14 protein-coding genes are annotated in these 18,222 nt (G+C 45.5%); 9 read left to right on the top strand and 5 right to left on the bottom strand.

The features are described 5' to 3' along the window. Positions 1-720: 720 nt before the first annotated feature. From AB4138_RS23495 to hemC, 4 genes are read right to left on the bottom strand one after another with little or no spacing between them, the layout of a single operon-like run. On the bottom strand, positions 721-1,902 hold the full coding sequence (locus AB4138_RS23495; RefSeq protein WP_017063752.1) for a heme biosynthesis protein HemY: 1,182 nt from the start codon (positions 1,900-1,902) through the stop codon (positions 721-723). Continuing rightward, positions 1,902-3,128: a uroporphyrinogen-III C-methyltransferase gene (locus AB4138_RS23490; RefSeq protein ID WP_017061006.1), complete on the bottom strand. Its 1,227-nt coding sequence runs from the start codon at positions 3,126-3,128 to the stop codon at positions 1,902-1,904. Before AB4138_RS23490 ends, AB4138_RS23495 begins: the two co-directional genes overlap by 1 nt. 19 nt (positions 3,129-3,147) lie before the next feature. Further along, positions 3,148-3,876 (bottom strand): uroporphyrinogen-III synthase, encoded by a 729-nt coding sequence (locus AB4138_RS23485; RefSeq protein WP_017061007.1) that lies wholly within the window; start codon positions 3,874-3,876, stop codon positions 3,148-3,150. A gap of 2 nt (positions 3,877-3,878) precedes the next feature. Then, on the bottom strand, positions 3,879-4,817 hold the full coding sequence (hemC, locus tag AB4138_RS23480; RefSeq protein ID WP_372133963.1) for a hydroxymethylbilane synthase: 939 nt from the start codon (positions 4,815-4,817) through the stop codon (positions 3,879-3,881). 344 nt (positions 4,818-5,161) lie between these two features. Between hemC and AB4138_RS23475 the strand changes: the two genes are divergently transcribed. Continuing rightward, entirely contained in the window at positions 5,162-7,690 is a 2,529-nt protein-coding gene (locus AB4138_RS23475; RefSeq protein WP_017066755.1) for a class I adenylate cyclase, read from the top strand. Between the two features lie 72 nt (positions 7,691-7,762). Here the strand turns inward: AB4138_RS23475 and cyaY are convergent, their stop codons facing one another. Further along, the gene (gene cyaY / locus AB4138_RS23470; protein ID WP_017061010.1) at positions 7,763-8,077 is read right to left on the bottom strand and encodes an iron donor protein CyaY; all 315 of its coding nucleotides are present in this window, start codon (positions 8,075-8,077) and stop codon (positions 7,763-7,765) included. A gap of 75 nt (positions 8,078-8,152) precedes the next feature. Here cyaY and lptM point away from each other — a divergent pair, with 75 nt between their 5' ends. The 8 genes from lptM to AB4138_RS23430 all read left to right on the top strand — a co-directional run bounded on the left by lptM (position 8,153) and on the right by AB4138_RS23430 (position 18,123). Continuing rightward, positions 8,153-8,269 carry an LPS translocon maturation chaperone LptM gene (gene lptM, locus AB4138_RS24005; RefSeq protein ID WP_017063757.1) on the top strand — a complete coding sequence of 39 codons (117 nt, stop codon included), beginning with the start codon at positions 8,153-8,155 and terminating at the stop codon, positions 8,267-8,269. A 42-nt stretch (positions 8,270-8,311) separates the two neighbouring features. Next, positions 8,312-9,565 (top strand): diaminopimelate decarboxylase, encoded by a 1,254-nt coding sequence (lysA, locus tag AB4138_RS23460; protein WP_017061012.1) that lies wholly within the window; start codon positions 8,312-8,314, stop codon positions 9,563-9,565. Between the two features lie 11 nt (positions 9,566-9,576). After that, positions 9,577-10,407 (top strand): diaminopimelate epimerase, encoded by an 831-nt coding sequence (gene dapF, locus AB4138_RS23455; RefSeq protein WP_017061013.1) that lies wholly within the window; start codon positions 9,577-9,579, stop codon positions 10,405-10,407. A gap of 44 nt (positions 10,408-10,451) precedes the next feature. Next, positions 10,452-11,150 (top strand): DUF484 family protein, encoded by a 699-nt coding sequence (locus tag AB4138_RS23450; protein WP_017061014.1) that lies wholly within the window; start codon positions 10,452-10,454, stop codon positions 11,148-11,150. Next, positions 11,119-12,051 (top strand): tyrosine recombinase XerC, encoded by a 933-nt coding sequence (xerC, locus tag AB4138_RS23445; protein ID WP_017061015.1) that lies wholly within the window; start codon positions 11,119-11,121, stop codon positions 12,049-12,051. The genes AB4138_RS23450 and xerC overlap by 32 nt, the downstream gene beginning before the upstream one ends. Positions 12,052-12,066: 15 nt before the next feature. Continuing rightward, positions 12,067-12,783, top strand: a complete 717-nt coding sequence (yigB, locus tag AB4138_RS23440; protein WP_017068593.1) for a 5-amino-6-(5-phospho-D-ribitylamino)uracil phosphatase YigB — start codon at positions 12,067-12,069, stop codon at positions 12,781-12,783. Positions 12,784-12,951: 168 nt separating this feature from the next. Beyond that, positions 12,952-15,450 (top strand): EAL domain-containing protein, encoded by a 2,499-nt coding sequence (locus tag AB4138_RS23435; protein WP_017061017.1) that lies wholly within the window; start codon positions 12,952-12,954, stop codon positions 15,448-15,450. Positions 15,451-15,642: 192 nt separating this feature from the next. Further along, positions 15,643-18,123 carry an EAL domain-containing protein gene (locus tag AB4138_RS23430; RefSeq protein ID WP_372072727.1) on the top strand — a complete coding sequence of 827 codons (2,481 nt, stop codon included), beginning with the start codon at positions 15,643-15,645 and terminating at the stop codon, positions 18,121-18,123. Positions 18,124-18,222 lie beyond the last annotated feature (99 nt).

The following is an 18,222-nucleotide window of genomic DNA, read 5'->3' as shown; positions in this document are numbered from 1 at the left end:
TTAATTTTCCGGATTGGTATGAGTCTTATTATTCGTCTCAGAGTTTGTAGAGGCGCTTTACGTTGATCACGAGCTCTGATATTCCGACACTTATTATTAAGCTCTGCTCTCTCTAGCAGCGCTTGATTACGTAAGTTTATACTTGTGGCTATTGGTTCGTTGATTAACTTTTCCTGAGCGTCTTGAGAGCTCTATCTCCTACTAATTTGAACTGGCTGATAAAGATGCCTCGTTTCTAATAACAAGGTTTTGTTGGTCGGTAACTCTTGCTATCTCCCTCTACTTAATAGATTAATCTACAGGCAGTTACGTGAACTCCCCGGTTATAACGGTTTATAGTTGGAACGTTGATGGCTATTTAATTGTTAATTCAACGTGACTTTAAGTGGGCATCTGTCTGCGGGTAAATATCTTTAAGCGCCTTCTCTCAAGCTGATCTCCATTTGTTCTTGAACTTCAAGGTATCACTTTTCTCTATGACTCCTCTCGAACCTCTTATAAGGACTTGTTTATAAGAATGGTAAAACTACGTACAGACACAACTAAAGTCGTTCTCCGTGTGTTTGAGAAGCCCAGTTGAGCAATTTCATGGTTAGTTGGTATTGGGCAGGTAAGTGTTTGATGAGCTTGGTTTATAGCTATTGTAGAAGTTATCTAGGGTTAAATAGCAGATACAAAAAAGCCGATGCTAGACATCGGCTTAGTTTGAGTCGCTTAGAGTTAAGCGGGTTGAACTAGAGCGAGCGCTTTACGAGAAACCTCGTGAGCTGCTTTCGTTAAGTTTTGCTTCTCTAGTGCGTCAGATAGGTATCCGTAATCTGAAACATTTGAGCGAAGTGCTAGGGCTTTTTCGAAGTGGCTTTGTGCTTCCGCCCACTTCTGCTCTCTTAAGTAGAACTGAGCCAGCGCGCTGTGTGCTTCGGCATTACCACTGTCTTTACTAATTGCACGTTCTAGCATGACCACTACTGGGTGGTGATCGGCTAGGTTCAGCTCTGGAAGCAACATGTAGAGTTCATTTGACCCACTCTTTGCAATGTTCTCTTTGATCACAGTGAAGGCTTCTGAGTCAGCTTTGCGAGCGATAAGTTGCTTCACAAAGCAGGATACAAGGTGCGAACTTTGTTTCTGTTTTCTTGAAAGCTTGTTCCAATGGCTGATTAAACCTTCGCTACCTTGCTGTTGTGCCACATCATGAAGTAGCCCACATTGTGCTTTCTGTTCTAATTCACGTTGCTCATCAGCTGTTAGAAGTTTGTTCTTAACTAATTTAGGAGTTAACTCTAGCAATGGCTGCCATAACTTCAGTTGCAAGTAAGTGGCTTTTAACAGGCCAAGTACAGCAGTGTTATTAGGGTATGTGCCTTTTAGGGTCGAAAGTGTATCGAATGCAGCTTCGTAGTTTGACTCGCTGATTTGCTGTTTAGCTTTAGTTAGCTCAACCGCTAGTAGAGAGTCGTCCTGTTGGCTAGCAAGCTCGATGTACTTATCTCGCTCACTTGTATTACCTTGTTCGTGTGCCGCTTGAGAAGCGACTAAATAACAAAGTAGAGGCATGTCGTGATGGTTAGCCCAACGAGTTACTTTCTTCTCAGCGCCTTTCCAGTCACCTTCAAGTAGCTTGATAATGCCTTCATTGGTATAACGACGAGAACGTTTCAGCTTACGAACACTGAACCAGTTCCAAGTTGTCGAGCTTGCGTACATAAGCTTTTTAAATAGGTACTCTAAGCCGAATAGAGCCGCTAGAAGAGCAATGACAAAGATAACCAGTGTTGTCACGCTCATCTCAATAGTCTTATTCGCAATTGAGATCAGAACGTAGCCTTGTTGACCAGAGAACTGAGTACCAACAATTAACCCAGCACCTAGAACGAGAAAAAGAAAAATCCAACGAATCATTATTTTTCCTCCGTGGTCATAACGGTGACTTCACGACGTAGGCGCTCACGTATCACATCTGACAACTCATTTTGAGATTCAAGCTTTACAGGGTATTTCACAGAGATGTTCTGTTCACTTAGCTGTTTAATCGCTTTCTCAAATTCAATCACTGAGTTGTTATCTTGGTTTAGATACGCTTTCGACCACTCGCTAGCGGTATTAAGAGCTGCGCTATAGAGTTCACCTTGTTCTTTGTAGACGGCGCGAATCGCGGTTTCTAATTTACCTTTGATGTTTTCACGCAGGTAGAAGTGTTGTTCAGGAGAGAGTAGAGGGATAACTTCGCCATCACGACTACGGAAGGTAATGAAGTTTTCTGAGAAGTCTTTCATCGACGTCATCAGGTTGTTCTGCCAATCATTAATATCTTGCGATACCGCTTTTTTCTCAACAACCGCAGCTTCCGGAAGAATCGCATTGGCAAGCGGCAGTGTATCGACTTGCTGTTGCAAGCTTGTGATACGCAGAACTAAGCCGTCACGGTCGATCAGAGGAATAGTGCGAAGCTTGGTAATGTCATTGGTCATTGATTGACGCAGTGACACTAAGCTCGGGTCATTCAGTGCTGCGATACGTTGATCGGCGCTTTCCATTAACTTGGTTGCGCTAACGGCATCATGCTCGAGGAACAGTTTACGTCCTGCTAGTTTCACAAGGTAATCGGCTTCGGCAAGTAACCAGTCATTCGGGCGGCGACCTTTCACGTCAGCCACTGCTAACTGCAGGCTTTGAATGCTCTTCTGCTGTTGAGATTGCACGACCTGAGTTTTCTCCACCGCGTGTGAGGCTTCTTGGATAGTCTCTTGCTTGATGGTTTGTAGGTCTTTATTTACCGCAGATTGGGTATTTTGAAGTTGTGCTTGAAGAGCGGCTATTTGAGCCGAGTATTCAGCGCTCTTTTGCTGCATTTGAAATGCGATACCGCCACTGAAGATAATTGAAATAGCGATCGCAATAGCGCCTAGTTTGACACCGCGCTTACCTTGCTTTTCTGCTTTCTCTATTTGCTCTTTATGCTCAGCTTGAGGCTGCTCATTTTTAGCGGTATTTGAAGCAGAGGCATCAAGCTTCTGTTCAGGTTGTTTTGTCTCTGTAGAGTCAGCTTTTTCGTTTTCAACAACTACTGGCTGAGTATCTTGTTTCTTTTCAGGTTCAATATGCTCATTATTTTTTTTGCTTGTCATGCTTATTTCCTGTTTCTAGCTAGGGCCGGAGAGCAGCCAGTAATATTTGGTTCGTAGCACTGTGAGTATTGGTCACATTCGAGAAGCCGAGTTGTTGTGCTCGCTCTACAATGCGCTGGCTTGGGACAAATAGATGTCTTGTTGAAAGCCAAGCCAAATACTCATCAGGGGTAATTGAGCAGAGATACTCCAATTGTTCCTGACTAGTGATGACAACTTTGGACGTTTTTTTGTTTATCCATGTTTGATAGGTATTGTGGTCGCTAATAGGAATATATTCTCTACGGTAGGTCTCACAATAAGAGACTTGTGCACCTCGATTGAGTAGAGAATCCCTAATGAGCTCACGCCCACCATTGCCACGTAGTATCAAAATGGACTTATTTTCTACGCCATTAAGTTCAGTAAGTTTAAGAAGATGTTCACTATCACTAACTTGAGGATAGTTTACTTTTTGTTTACAGACTTTGCTTAAAACGTGCGCAGTTTTTTGACCAACGCCAAGATAAAGCGGCGAAGTAGGCCAAATGGATGAGGTTTTTGAAAGGATGCTTTGGGCAGCCGCCACGGCGTGGTGACTGACTGCAATAATGATATCGCTGTTATTAAGCTGGGTGCTTAAATCCGCAGAGTTGGGATTATCCACGATACGAATCAGCGGATGATGGATTGCTTGAACCCCTTCATCCGCTAGTTGTTGGCAAAGCGATTGTCCCTCTGAACCGGGACGAGTCACCAACACTGTCATGATTATTCTTGGTCAACGTAGAGCTTGGTTAAGATTTCTCTCGCGCCATCATCCAGCAATTGATTTGCCAGAGTCACGCCAAGTGCTTCTGCATCTTTGCGAGGGCCAGAGATCTCACCACGAACCATCTTAGAACCGTCCGGTTCACCAACTAATGCACGTAGCCAGATGTTTTCGCCATCTAATAATGAGTAGCTGCCGATAGGAACCTGACAGCCACCTTCTAGGGTAAGGTTCATTGCACGTTCGCACAGTACACGATCAGCCGTGTCTTTATGATTCAGTGGTTCAAGGAGTTTAATCAGACGCTCGTCATCAAGGCGACACTCAATACCAACAGCGCCTTGGCCAACAGCAGGGAGAGACTGCTCTGGTTCGATGAAGCTACGAATACGCTCTTCTAGCTCTAGACGTTTAAGACCTGCAGCAGCCAGTACGATCGCATCGTATTGACCATCATCGAGTTTACCTAGACGAGTACCAACGTTGCCGCGCAGCTCTTTGATGATCAGATCTGGGCGGTATTCTAACAGTTGGCATTGGCGACGCAGACTGCACGTACCCACGACAGCACCTTGTGGGAGTTCGTCGATGTTGTTGTAAGTGTTTGATACGAAAGCGTCACGCGGATCTTCGCGCTCACAAATTGTTACCAGACCTAGACCTTCAGGGAAGTCGACAGGTACATCTTTCATTGAGTGAACCGCTAGGTCAGCACGACCTTCTAGCATGGCTACTTCAAGTTCTTTAACGAACAGTCCTTTACCACCCACTTTAGCAAGCGGAGTGTCTAGGATGATGTCACCTTTGGTCACCATAGTTACCAACTCAACCTCTAAACCAGGGTGAGCAGCTTGCAGTGTATCCCTTACAAAGTATGCCTGCCAAAGGGCAAGAGGGCTTTTTCTGGTCGCGATACGGATTGGTGCTGAATTTGTCATGGTGTTTCCGATATAGGTTCTGTAATAGCCTAATCCTACCATTATGAGGCGAGAATTCTTACTGTTTGATCATTCCATACTTTGATAGCTGAGAGATTTTCATGAGTTCACCAAAATAGTGTGATTAGTATCTCATTTGAAACATGGGCTATTATTAGAAATAGTCAATAAAGAGGACACTACGGCGCCGTGAGTTTAACTTTCTGTCATCAAGGAATTGACCAGTATGACGGGTTCCTTTGCTTTACCATTAAGGGTAAAAGTGTTAAATTGATCACGTTTTGTTGCTCCTTTCGTTCAGTAACTAAACAGAACTGCACTTAACCTCAAACCAAGGACTTACCTTGCAGGCTTACACTCAAACTTTGATTCAACGATTAGACAATCTAAATCAGCAGCGCATTGATCGTGCGTTGGCGTTGATGAATGTGCAAGGCCAGCGAGTATTCAACCTTATTCCCGCACTGCTTCACTTCAATCACCCGATGATGCCTGGTTATTATGACCAACAAGTTCCTTTTGGAATTCGTAGCTTCACGCTTAATGAATTCCAAAAGCAATTTGTCTCTGATACCGAATTAACGCTGGGTGGCAAACTCACCGAGACGGATGAACCAGCAATCCTTGGCTTGTACACCATGGGTAGTACTTCTTCTATTGGTCAAAGCACTTCAAGTGATCTTGATATCTGGGTGTGTGTTTCCCCGGATATGGATGGCGCCTCTCGCGATAGCCTAACCAACAAGTGTCTCTTGATTACCGATTGGGCTGAAACCTTGGGAGTAGAAGCGAACTTCTTCTTGATGGATGAAGAGCGTTTCCGTTCGAACCATTCAGAAGAGATGACCGGCGATAACTGTGGTTCTTCACAGCACTTATTATTGCTTGATGAGTTTTATCGCTCTGCGGTTCGTTTGGCTGGTCAGCGTTTGTTGTGGCAAATCATTCCGCCAGAAATGGAAGAGTGTTACGACGAGTATGTTCAAGGTTTGTGTCAGGATGGCTATCTTGATTGCTCGCAGTGGATCGATTTCGGCAAGCTGAATCGCATTCCCGCTGAAGAGTACTTTGGTTCAAACCTGTGGCAGCTCTATAAGAGTATCGACTCACCGTATAAATCGGTTTTGAAGGCGATCCTGTTAGAAGCCTATTCATGGGAATACCCAAACACCCAACTGCTGAGTATTGATACCAAGCGTCGCTTCTTCGCGGATGAACCGGATCTGTATGGCATGGATAGTTACTATCTGATGCTTGAGAAGGTAACGCGCTACCTAGAGCGTATTAACGACCATACTCGATTGGACTTGGTGAGGCGCTGTTTTTATCTTAAGACCCACGAGAAGTTGTCACGAGATGCGGGCATTGGCTCCGTTGCGTGGCGTCGTGAAGCCTTAACCGAGATGACTAAATCTTGGAATTGGGGACATGAAACCATTGCTGAGCTCGATAACCGCCGTAACTGGAAGGTTGAGCAGGTTAAAGTGGTGCACCATGCACTGCTTGATGCCTTGATGCTGAGCTATCGTAATCTGATTCAATTTGCGCGTCGTAACGACATCACTTCGGCAATCAGTCCACAAGATATCAGCATCTTGGCACGTAAGCTTTACGCTGCGTTTGAGGTATTGCCAGGTAAAGTGACACTGCTGAACCCACAAATCTCTCCGGATCTGCATGAACCCGACTTGAGCTTCATCGAAGTTCGTCAGGGTCAGTCGAATAAAGCAGGTTGGTACTTGTATAAGCAGCCACTGGTTGCACACCGCATTCTTGGTCAGCCTTCTCTAGAGCACCATGAGTACTTGAGTAAGTTGGTAGCATGGTCGTTTTTTAATGGCTTGATTACCGAGTCGACACGTTTGCACTCTGTGGTACGTGACGCTCACATCGATATCGATAAGTTCTATCAAATGGTGAGCGACCTGCGTAATACGTTTTCTTTGCGTAAGCGTCGCCCAAGTATGCAAGCACTGGCGAGCCCGTGTGAGATAAGCCAGCTAGCGATGTTCATCAACTTTGAAAATGACCCGACGTCTGAATTAAGTGGTCGTGCATTAAAAGTGGACCTCAAGAACGCCGATATCTTCAGCTTTGGTGAGGAAGGTAAGAGCTTAGTCGGCAGTGTCGACTTAGTTTATCGTAACTCTTGGCATGAAGTACGTACGCTGCATTTCCAAGGTGATACGGCAATGCTGGATGCGCTGAAGACGGTGCTTGGCAAAATGCACCAAGATGCTTTACCGCCAGAATCGGTTGATGTGTTCTGTTACAGCAAAAACCTGCGTGGTGTGATGCGTAACATGGTGTATCAACTGCTTGCTGAGTGTATCGATTTACGATTGAAACCGATTGAACCCGAGAAGCGCCGCCGCTTTAAGGCTATTCGTTTAGCTAATAAGATGTTTGGTCTGTTCTTCGAACGTCGTGGTGTGTCGGTACAGATGTTGGAAAACTCGGTCGATTTCTACCGTAGCATCTCAACCAATAAGCTCAAAGGCTCACCTTTACTGATGCTCGATAAAGAGCAAGAGTATCAGCTACCAGAAGTGGTGGATGGTTTTGCGAGTGAGGGCTTGATTCAGTTCTTTTTCGAAGATACCGACAAAGGCTTCAATATTTATGTATTGGACGAGTCGAACCAAGTTGAGGTCTACCACCAGTACAGCGGTGAAAAAGATGAGATGATCGCGAGCGTGAATTCTTTCTACACATCGGTAAAAGATGAGTCGAAGATGTCGTCTAAGTTGATTAACTTTAACCTACCTCAGTACTACCAAATCGTTCATCCTGAAGAAGGCAATTCTTACGTTGTGCCTTATCGTAACGATGCAACTTTAGCTTCTCGGAGCTCAAAGATAGTTAACATCTAGTCTTACTAAGCCCGATTGATTTTAAAAAAAGGAGTGATTGATTCACTCCTTTTTAGTTTTGCTTACAAATGATTAGACCCAATCGATCGCTTCACCTGCGTGCTTCACGCATTCTTCTTTAACCATCTCAAACAGCTCCATGCCCGTCTTTGAACATGTCCACTTGTCGTCAACTAGCTTGAAGTGAAAGCCACCAGATTTAGACGCTAACCAGATTTCTTTCATTGGTTCTTGGCGGTTAATGATGATTTGGCTGCGGTTCTCAAACTCCAGCGTCATCACGTTACCAGTCACTTCGTAATCAATATCTGCCTCTGATTCATCGATAGCTTCTTCGATGTTTTGCATCTGTATATCGACCAGCTGATGAAATTCAGTCTCGTTCATCCTTTCTATCCTATTGCTTTTCCTGAGTGTGGTGCGATTATAGGGGGCATTGAGTTAATAATCACGATATGCAAAATGAAAAAATTAATTGCTGCTCTATTTATGATGTCCGTTATTGGACTTTCTGGTTGTGGTCAAACGGGTCCTTTGTACGATCCTGATGAAGTTCAGCAAACCGAACAATCACAATAAGTGAAAACACGCAGAAATCGTTATTTATAAGGGATAAGAACTTTGGATTACTTCAACTATCAGGAAGATGGCCAGCTTTGGGCTGAGGACGTCGCACTTTCACAACTAGCAGAGCAATATGGTACACCGCTGTATGTATATTCTCGTGCAACATTAGAACGCCACTGGAATGCGTTTGATTCATCGGTTGGTGAGCATCCGCACTTGGTGTGTTATGCCGTTAAAGCTAACTCAAACCTTGGCGTGTTGAATACTTTGGCTCGTTTGGGCTCTGGCTTCGATATCGTTTCTGGCGGTGAGCTAGAGCGTGTGGTTGCTGCCGGTGGCGATCCAGCAAAAGTTGTATTCTCTGGTGTCGGTAAAACAGCCGCTGAAATGAAGCGTGCGCTTGAGTTGAACATTAAGTGTTTCAACGTAGAGTCTGAACCAGAACTAGAGCGACTGAATAAAGTAGCTGGTGAGCTTGGTGTTAAAGCGCCGATTTCACTGCGTATCAACCCAGACGTTGATGCGAACACTCACCCTTATATCTCTACAGGTCTGCGTGATAACAAGTTTGGTATCGCTTTCGACCGTGCTCCTGCTGTTTATGAGTTTGCAAAAACACTCGATAACTTGTCTATCCATGGTATTGATTGCCACATTGGTTCTCAGTTAACGGATATCGAACCTTTCATCGATGCAACCGATCGCCTACTTGCGCTGATCGACCAGCTACGTGCTAACGGTATCAACATCAAACACCTTGATGTCGGTGGCGGCTTGGGTGTGGTTTATCGTGATGAATTACCACCACAGCCTTCTGACTACGCGAAAGCCTTATTGGCTCGCCTAGACAATCATTCTGATCTAGAGCTGATTTTCGAGCCTGGAAGAGCGATTGCTGCTAACGCTGGTGTATTATTAACGAAAGTCGAGTTCCTCAAGCCAACAGAGCACAAGAACTTTGCCATCATCGATGCAGCAATGAACGACCTAATGCGCCCAGCACTTTATCAAGCTTGGCAGGATATTGTTCCTGTTAGCCCTCGTCAGGGTGAAGCTGTGACTTACGATTTGGTTGGCCCAATCTGTGAGACAGGCGATTTCCTAGGTAAAGATCGTGACCTTGTTCTTGAAGAAGGTGATCTGCTAGCAGTTCGTTCAGCGGGTGCTTATGGCTTCGCGATGTCATCTAACTACAACACTCGTTCGCGTGCGGCTGAAGTGATGGTGGATGGCGATAAAACTCACTTGGTTCGTCAGCGTGAAGAGCTTACGAGTCTGTGGGAACTTGAAAACATTCTTCCGGAGTAATTTTAAGCGTTATGCACTTCCACTTTTCTAAAATGCATGGTTTGGGCAATGATTTCATGGTCGTGGACTGCATTACTCAAAATATTTTCTTTTCTCCAGATTTGATCCGTCGTTTGGCGGATCGTCACACTGGTGTGGGCTTTGATCAGCTACTTGTGGTTGAGGCTCCCTATGATCCAGAAACTGATTTCCATTACCGCATATTCAATGCGGATGGCAGTGAAGTGGAGCAGTGTGGCAATGGTGCACGTTGTTTTGCACGATTCGTTCGCATGAAAGGCTTAACGAATAAGTACAGCATCAACGTGAGTACCAAGAAAGGTAAAATGGTTCTCAAGATTGAAGAGAATGACCTGATCACGGTGAACATGGGCATTCCTGAGTTCGAACCCGGCAAGATTCCATTCAAGGCCAAGCAGCCAGAGAAGACGTATATCCTAAGAACGGATGTACACACCTTATTCTGTGGTGCGGTAAGCATGGGTAACCCACATGTGGTTACCGTGGTTGATGACGTCGACACGGCTGATGTGGACACCTTAGGCCCACTACTTGAATCACATGAACGTTTCCCTGAGCGTGTTAATGCTGGCTTTATGCAGGTCGTTAACCGTGAAGAAGTTCGTCTACGTGTTTACGAACGCGGCGCGGGTGAAACTCAGGCATGTGGCAGCGGAGCGTGTGGCGCAGTTGCAGTGGGTATCACTCAAGGCTTACTGGCTGAGAATGTGAAGGTTCGTCTACCAGGCGGTGACTTACACATTAGCTGGCAAGGCCCGGGTAAACCTCTGTTTATGACCGGCCCTGCAACGCATGTGTTTGATGGTCAACTTTCTTGCTAATAACGACCCAAAACAAATATATTCATAAAAATAAAGGATAGGTTTTGTCTTACGTTGAAGCCGACGCACTCACCGCAGAAGTGGTCGCGGAATATTTACGTGATAACCCAGATTTTTTCCAAGACCGAAAAGATTTGGTTGATCGCCTTGCTATCAATAACGTTGAGCAGGGCGCTGTTTCTCTGGTTGAGGTTCAGCTTAAACGCCAACGTCATCGAATCGAAGAGCTTGAAGAAGAGATCACTGGCTTGATGTCGTTGGCAGCAAATAACGATAAAACCTTCTATGAGTTTATGGATCTGCAAGCGCAAGTGCTGAAATGCAGTGACTTCATGCAGGTGATAAAAGCCGTTGAACAAAAAGCGTTAGATCTTGGGCTTAAGGCTCATGTTCGTATTCTTTCGCAATCTGGCTTTTATCAGTTGAGTGCTGAGGGTTACTCTAAGTTTTCGCTTAACCATTTCAATGGCAAAGATGCTTATCTTGGACGCTTGAGAAAAGCCGACAGACACGATTTGTTTGGTGATTATCCAGTTCCAGAGCTAGGCTCTTATGTAGTACTACCGCTTGCTAAGCAGTCTCCATTGGGTTTGCTCGCCTTTTCTAGTGAAGATGGCGGACATTTCCAACCCCATATGGATACGCTCTTTTTACGCCATTTAGCACTTGTTGTCGCTCATTTGGCGGACACCTTACCTTGGCAGATAAATAATGAGCCTAGAGCCCAAAATACCTCTTCCTAACAGCCTTCAAAAGCCACTTTCTCGCTTCTATGAATATCTCCGAAGCGAGAAGGGACTCAGCCTACACACCCAACGTAATTACAAACAACAACTTGAAACCATGGCCGGTCATTTAGTCACTCTAGGGCTAAAGGATTGGGGTCAAGTCGATGCGGCGTGGGTCAGACAACTGGCCAGTAAAGGCATGCGTGAGGGAATGAAAGCGAGCAGCATTGCAACGCGCTTATCGTCACTGCGCAGCTTCTTTGATTTCCTTGTGTTGCGTGGCGAAATGACCGCCAATCCAGCCAAAGGTGTCTCTGCACCTCGCAAACAACGCCCTTTGCCTAAAAACCTCGATGTTGATGAAGTGGGTCAACTGCTTGATGTGAATGAGGACGATCCATTGTCGATTCGTGATCGAGCGATGATGGAGGTGATGTATGGTGCTGGATTACGACTGGCAGAACTGGTCGGCATCAATCTGAAAGATGTGTTGGGTCGACAAGGCGAAATCCGAGTGATTGGTAAAGGCGACAAAGAACGCAAAGCGCCTTTTTCTGGTTTAGCTAAAGAGTGGGTCGATAAATGGCTCAAAGTTCGTGGTGAATTGGCTTCACCGGGTGAAACCGCGCTGTTTGTCTCTAAGCTCGGGACTCGTATCTCTCACCGCAGCGTGCAAAAGCGCATGGAAGAGTGGGGCAAGAAGCAATCTGTCGCGAGCCACATCAGCCCGCATAAACTGCGTCACTCCTTTGCAACGCATGTGCTGGAATCGAGCCAAAATCTTCGTGCTGTGCAAGAGTTGCTTGGCCATGAAAACATCTCGACGACCCAAGTGTATACCCACTTAGATTTCCAACACTTAGCACAAGCTTATGATCAGGCTCACCCGAGAGCTCGTAAGAAGAATAAAGATTAGATTAAAGGGTTTACTATGCGAATTTATCGAGGGTTAAAGCCCATCAAAGCCATGACCTTTGACTTGGATGACACCCTGTATGACAACTGGCCTGTGATCATGAAGGTTGAGAAAGAGATGGCACAGTGGCTTTATCAAAAGCACCCAGTGTCGGCTTCTTTATCGCTTGAAGAGTGGCAGGGCATTAAGCAGCAAGTCGCATCTGAAAACCCAGCTTTGAAACATGATGTCACCGTGTGGCGTGAAACTCAGATTAAGAGTGGTTTGCTGCAATTGGGTTACTCTCTGCAGCAAGCAGAGCAAGCGGCTCGAGAGGGCATTGAGCATGCCTTGTGGTTGCGTAATCAAGTCGATGTCCCTCAAGAAACGCATCGAGTGATGACTGAACTTAGCCAACGTATTCCTCTGGTTGCGATTACCAATGGCAATGTCGATCCACACAAAATTGGCTTAGGGCTGTACTTTCAATTAATCCTTAAAGCCGGCCCTGATGGCAGAGCAAAACCCTATCCAGATATGTTTGAAAAAGCTCAGCAACACCTAGGTTGTGACGCTGAGAATATTCTTCATGTTGGCGATCACCTCAAAACGGATGTCTATGGAGCCAAGCAAAATGGCTTCCAAGCGTGCTGGTTTAATGACACTGGTTCCAATTTATACCGCTCCCCGAAGGCGAGTGTGCTCCCTGATGTTGAAATAGACCAACTTAGCGATCTTATGCGACTAATTTAATGGCTCGGTAAGCTTATTGTGTCGCATTTATGCTATTGAATTGTTACATTAGTCGCCTATAAAAGCCTGATTAGGCTAGGATAATTGGCGACTACTTTTTATCGATTCATTTCAGTCATAGCAGTGGTTGCGGGTTGTTACTTCACTCGATTTTGAACAAGGGTTGGCATGCAAACATTTACATTTCTCGCAAATACTGAGGCGTTATTTAGAGCTCAATTTGATCAGCGAGAATGGTGTGACAGCAAACAGTACCTTATTCAAATTTTCTCAGCTCAATCTTCAGATCTAGCTCGTCAAATCGCGGGTGTTGCCCTCAATCGTTTAAATAATGCGACGCTAATTGGCCAGAGTGCTCGTCATGTTATCTGTGATAATTGCCTTGAAAGTGCATGCACCTTAGTCATCATCAGTGAGTTCAACGAAACCCATCTAACCTCTGCGGTCCAGCCTTTTTCCGGCAATCCAAATCAAGACAGCCAAGACTTAGCTTTTCAGCTGCGCCTTACAGAAGAAACCAAAACGGTCATCAGCTTGTGCGATCAGGTTGAAGGGCGTGATTATCCTATTTATAGCGCTTTTGAAAATTTGCCTTACGCCTTGCCGATAGCTGGTGGACTGTGCCATGAGAATGAATTTGGCCGTTGGGTTATGTATAACGAGCAAACCTACCAGCACGCCTGTGTTGCTGTGGCTCTGACTAACCCAAGATTGAAGGTTTGGTCGGACGCGTACTCTGAGTGGAACCCGATTGGGATGAAGCTACGAGTCACACACGCAATCGGAAATCGCTTATACGCATTGAACGACAAGCCGGCTATTGAAGTATTCAAACATTACCTTGCGGATGGCAAAGACCTTCCTTTTAGTCAACTGATGAGCTTTCCACTTTATCGAGAACTTGGCAGAAAGAAGGGTATCTCGACGCCGCTACGTATTAATGATGATGGCAGTATTGAGTTTGATAGCCCTTGGCATGTCGGTGAAGAGGCGCAGTTTTGTTATAACCACCCATCGCTCACTGCAGAAAAGGTGCACCACGGTGCCGAGATGCTAGCCATGCATCAGCCTGAATCGGTGATCATTTATAACTGCGTATCTCGACTTGAATTTATCGACAGTAAACTTGAGCTCAAGCCATTTGAAGGGATAGTGAATACATGTGGTGCCTACTGCATGGGGGAGCTATACCGTAATGAAGACCGCCAAGAGATACTGCACCACAGCTTGACTTATATCGCTATGCGCGAGTCTGACGAGATTAAAGAGTTTCATTGCGAAGACTTTCAGTGTGGCTCAACCGTGTCGCCATTGCTTAACCTAGTCAGAAATGCAGTCGCTGATCTCGACAGTATGAATACTCAGATGGAAAAGAAACTCCATCAACAAGCGCGTCGCTTAACCGAAAGCTATCGCATTGACTCGCGTACTGGTTTGCCGAACCGTATCGTACTGAAAGAGCGCCTCAATACGATTCTGTTCAGTGAACATCTGCTGACCTTAAAGCTAACCAACTTCCATCAGGTTAACGAGAAGTATGGTTATCAAGTGGGGGATCAGCTGCTACTCGATCTGTCTAATCACTTTATCGAGCGATTACAGCTTCGTGTGGTTAAAGAGCCTCGCGTGAAGGTAGAGCTATTCAGTATTGGTGTTGGAGAGTGGGCGATTATCTTCAATGCTAGTGTTGGTAGTACGAAAATAAAAGAAGGTTTCGTTGAGTTCGCCGATGACATCGAACACATAAATTTTGAGCCATATGGTTTGGCTGATATTGATTACCTGTCAGTTTCTCTGTGTGGCGGCTTTGCTAGTCGTTGTGACTTCTTAACCGACAGTGGTGACCAGATCTTATTGAAAGCGATCGAAGCTCGACGCTATGGAGTACGTAACAATACCCACATCACCAATGCCAAAGATATTCAGGTGAGCGAAGAGGACCGCAAAGAGCAACTCGGTTGGTTGAGTTGTGTAAGTCGTGCGATTCTAGATCAGAACATCATCACCTATTCCCAGCCGATTGTGGAGTCGGTTACGCACGAAATGATTGGCCAAGAGTGCTTGGTCAGAATCATGGAGTCAGACGGTACCATTGTGCCACCAGGTAAGTTCTTACCTATCATTGCCGACACGCACCTTTACACTCGCCTCAGCCGACACATGATTAAGAACACCATAGGTTATATGGCGGATAAGCAAAGCCCATTTTCTATCAACCTATCCCCGCAAGATTTGTTGAGCGACAAGACGCTTGAGGTGCTCGAGACCGCCATCAGTGCTATGAACGATCCCACTCGACTTGGCCTAGAGGTTCTCGAGTCTGAGCAGATTAAAGATTATGGTCGCATGATTGAGGTGTGTGATCACTTCCGTGCGCTTGGGGCGAGAATCATTGTTGATGACTTTGGCTCTGGTTACTCCAACATCGAGGAAATCATTAAGCTTGAGCCACAGATCATTAAGCTCGACGGTAGCTTGATTCGTAATATCGACAAAGATCAAAAACAAAGAAACATAGCCTCTCAGTTGATTCGTTTGTGCCAAGTGTTCAATGCCAAAACGGTCGCTGAATTTGTCCATAACCAACAGGTTTGTGAGATAGCAGAGCAAATGGGTGTCGATTATCTGCAGGGTTACTACTTCGGTGAGCCTAAGCGACTGTTTTAGCAGTTAAAGCTTCCCGCATTGTGTAACGACTGGCTATAAAAGTACTGCGCCGCCATTAATGACTGCTTTTTGGCGGAATGAATGATGTCTAACTAAGGTCACATTATTCATAACGCGATCGCAAGTATTCCGTGCAAGCCTTATCTATAATAAGCACAATAATAAATCATTAACGTAACGATTAATGTGAATATGCAGTCGACTTCTCTCCTGATACAAGACATTGAGCAAACCCAACGTGAATTGGAAAAGATAGATTTTCATCAACATGAAAGCCTACTGATTCAGGTGTTTTCGTCTTTCGAGAAAGGTTCTGTTTTGGCTGCCTGCCAAGTGATTCAATCGACTTTTCCCAATGCCAAATTGATTGGTTGCAGTGCTAACCACTACATTAGTCAAGGTGTCATCCTGCACCAAGGTCTTTATCTGATTGTTACCCGCTTTGACGCGACGTCTTACTCTTGTGGTGTTGTCGAATATAGCGAACAACCATTGCTCGATAGCCACGCTATGTGGCAACAGCTTGAGTGCAATGATAATACTCAAAGCATCATCTGTTTCGCAGACCGCTTGCAGATAAATAACCGAGATCTATTTTCAGCGTTTGAGCAGTCGATGTATTCATTACCGATCTGTGGCGGTGCATCGACCATCACAGATAATGGGCGATGGGTGATGTTAGACGGCATTTGCTATGAAAATGCCTATGTGATGTTGGCGCTGCACAGTGTTGAGCTCTCCATCGCTAAGGGTTACTACACTGAATGGAATCCGATTGGTCGAACTTTTCGAGTGACAGGTGCTCAAGAGAACCGGTTGTTGGAACTGGATGGGATGCCTGTTCGCGAACTCTACAATCGTTACCTCGCTGATGGCCTCGAAGTGCCTTTTGAGCAACTGCATAACTTTCCCTTGATGGTCGGTGACCCGAAAGAGCAAAACATTCACTTACCGCTCAAGGTAACGGAAAGTGGAGAGATAGAATTCAGCGGCCTGTTCCAAGTGGGCGATGAGGTCCGGTTTTGTTATGACCATCCATCACTGACCTTAGAGCAGATACGACTGGGCGTGCAGCAGATCGCCTCTCATAGGCCAGAACAGTTCTTCATTTACAACTGCACCTCTCGCATCGACTTTATCGATGGCAACCAAGAGGTAGAGGTTTTCCAAAAATTGGCCGACAGCTATGGCGTTTACTGCATGGGAGAACTTTATCAAGAGAATAGCCAACAGCGAATCTTGCACCATAGCCTCACTTACCTTGCGCTTAGAGAGGGTGAGGGTAAGGCAGTATTGCCATTAGAGACACAACCCGCTACCAATATATCCCCTCTGTTTTCATTGATCCGAAATGCACTGCTTGATGTCGATGATATGAATAACAGTATGGCGAGTAAGATTCAGCAGCAAGCCACTGCATTGACGGCAAGCTATCGAATTGATCACCGTACAGGTTTACCCAATCGAAGTGTGCTGCGTGAGAAACTGTCGAAAATGAGCAGTGACAGCCACTTGTTAGCTTTGAAGGTCACGACCTTTGGTCAGATCAATGAGAAGTATGGTTATCGAGTAGGTGACAAGCTTCTGCATGATTTGAGTGAGTACTTTCAAAAGGCGCTGTGGCAGTTCTTTGATGAGGGCTGTCAGCTCTACAGTATCGGTATTGGTGAGTGGGCGGTGGTGTTTGATAGTTGGGCGAGCCAAGAACATATTCATCAGCGATTCTCGGAATTTGCCGATCAAACCGAGCATGTGAATTTTGAGCCTACCGGTTTACCCGATATTGATTACTTGTCGGTGTCTATCTGTGCGGGTATCGCCAGCCGTCGAGATTTCCCGACTACCTCTATTGATGACTTATTGTTGAAGGCGATTGATGCGAGGCGCAGCGCTGTCAGCCAGAACAAGCACCTAGTGAGCGCCAAGGCACTCATTCAATTGGAGAAGCATCGCCAAGAGCAACTTGGTTGGCTGTCGTGTGTGAGTCGCGCGGTGCTTAATCAGAATATTGTGGCGTGCTCTCAGCCCATAGTTTCAGCACACAGTCATCAGGTAGAGAGCTACGAGTGTTTGGTTCGAATTGAAGAGGACGGTCAGTTAATTGCACCGGGTAAGTTCTTGCCAATCATTGAAGGAACCCATCTCTATACACGCCTCAGTCGTCAGATGATAACGCGCACCTTCGATTTTATGAGTCAGCGAACCGATTCGTTCTCAATTAATTTAGCGCCACAAGATTTCAGCAATGAGAAAACCATTCTTCACCTTGAACAAGCGATCAAGAAAATCAGTCACCCACAGCGTATTGGCTTGGAGGTGTTAGAAACGGAACAAATTCAGGATTACGGTCGCTTGATTGAGGTGTGTAATCACTTCCGCGATCTTGGTGTGAATATTATTGTTGATGACTTTGGTTCGGGCTATTCGAACATTGATGAGATATTGAAGCTAGAACCACAGGTGATCAAGCTTGATGGCAGTTTGATTCGCAATATTGATAAAGATAAAAAGCAGCGCAAGATCGCTCAGCAGTTGGTGAGCTTATGCCAGATTCTGAATGCTAAGACGGTGGCGGAGTTCGTTCATAATGAGCAGGTGTGCCGTATTGCTGAAGACATGGGGGTCGATTACTTGCAAGGGTATTACTTTGGTCAACCTCAGCGTTTGTTTTGATGGAGCGAGCGTTTCACGTGAAACACTGGTTGGCTCAATAACGAAAATACGATGTAAAAAGGGTGAGCTTATGGCTCACCCTTTTTGTTTGTGCGCCGA

Source organism: Vibrio sp. 10N.286.52.C3 (assembly GCF_041468865.1).
Classification (GTDB): domain Bacteria; phylum Pseudomonadota; class Gammaproteobacteria; order Enterobacterales; family Vibrionaceae; genus Vibrio; species Vibrio crassostreae_C.
The sequence above is the reverse complement of the archived record's forward strand: the minus strand, read 5'-3'. Positions and strand labels throughout refer to the sequence as shown.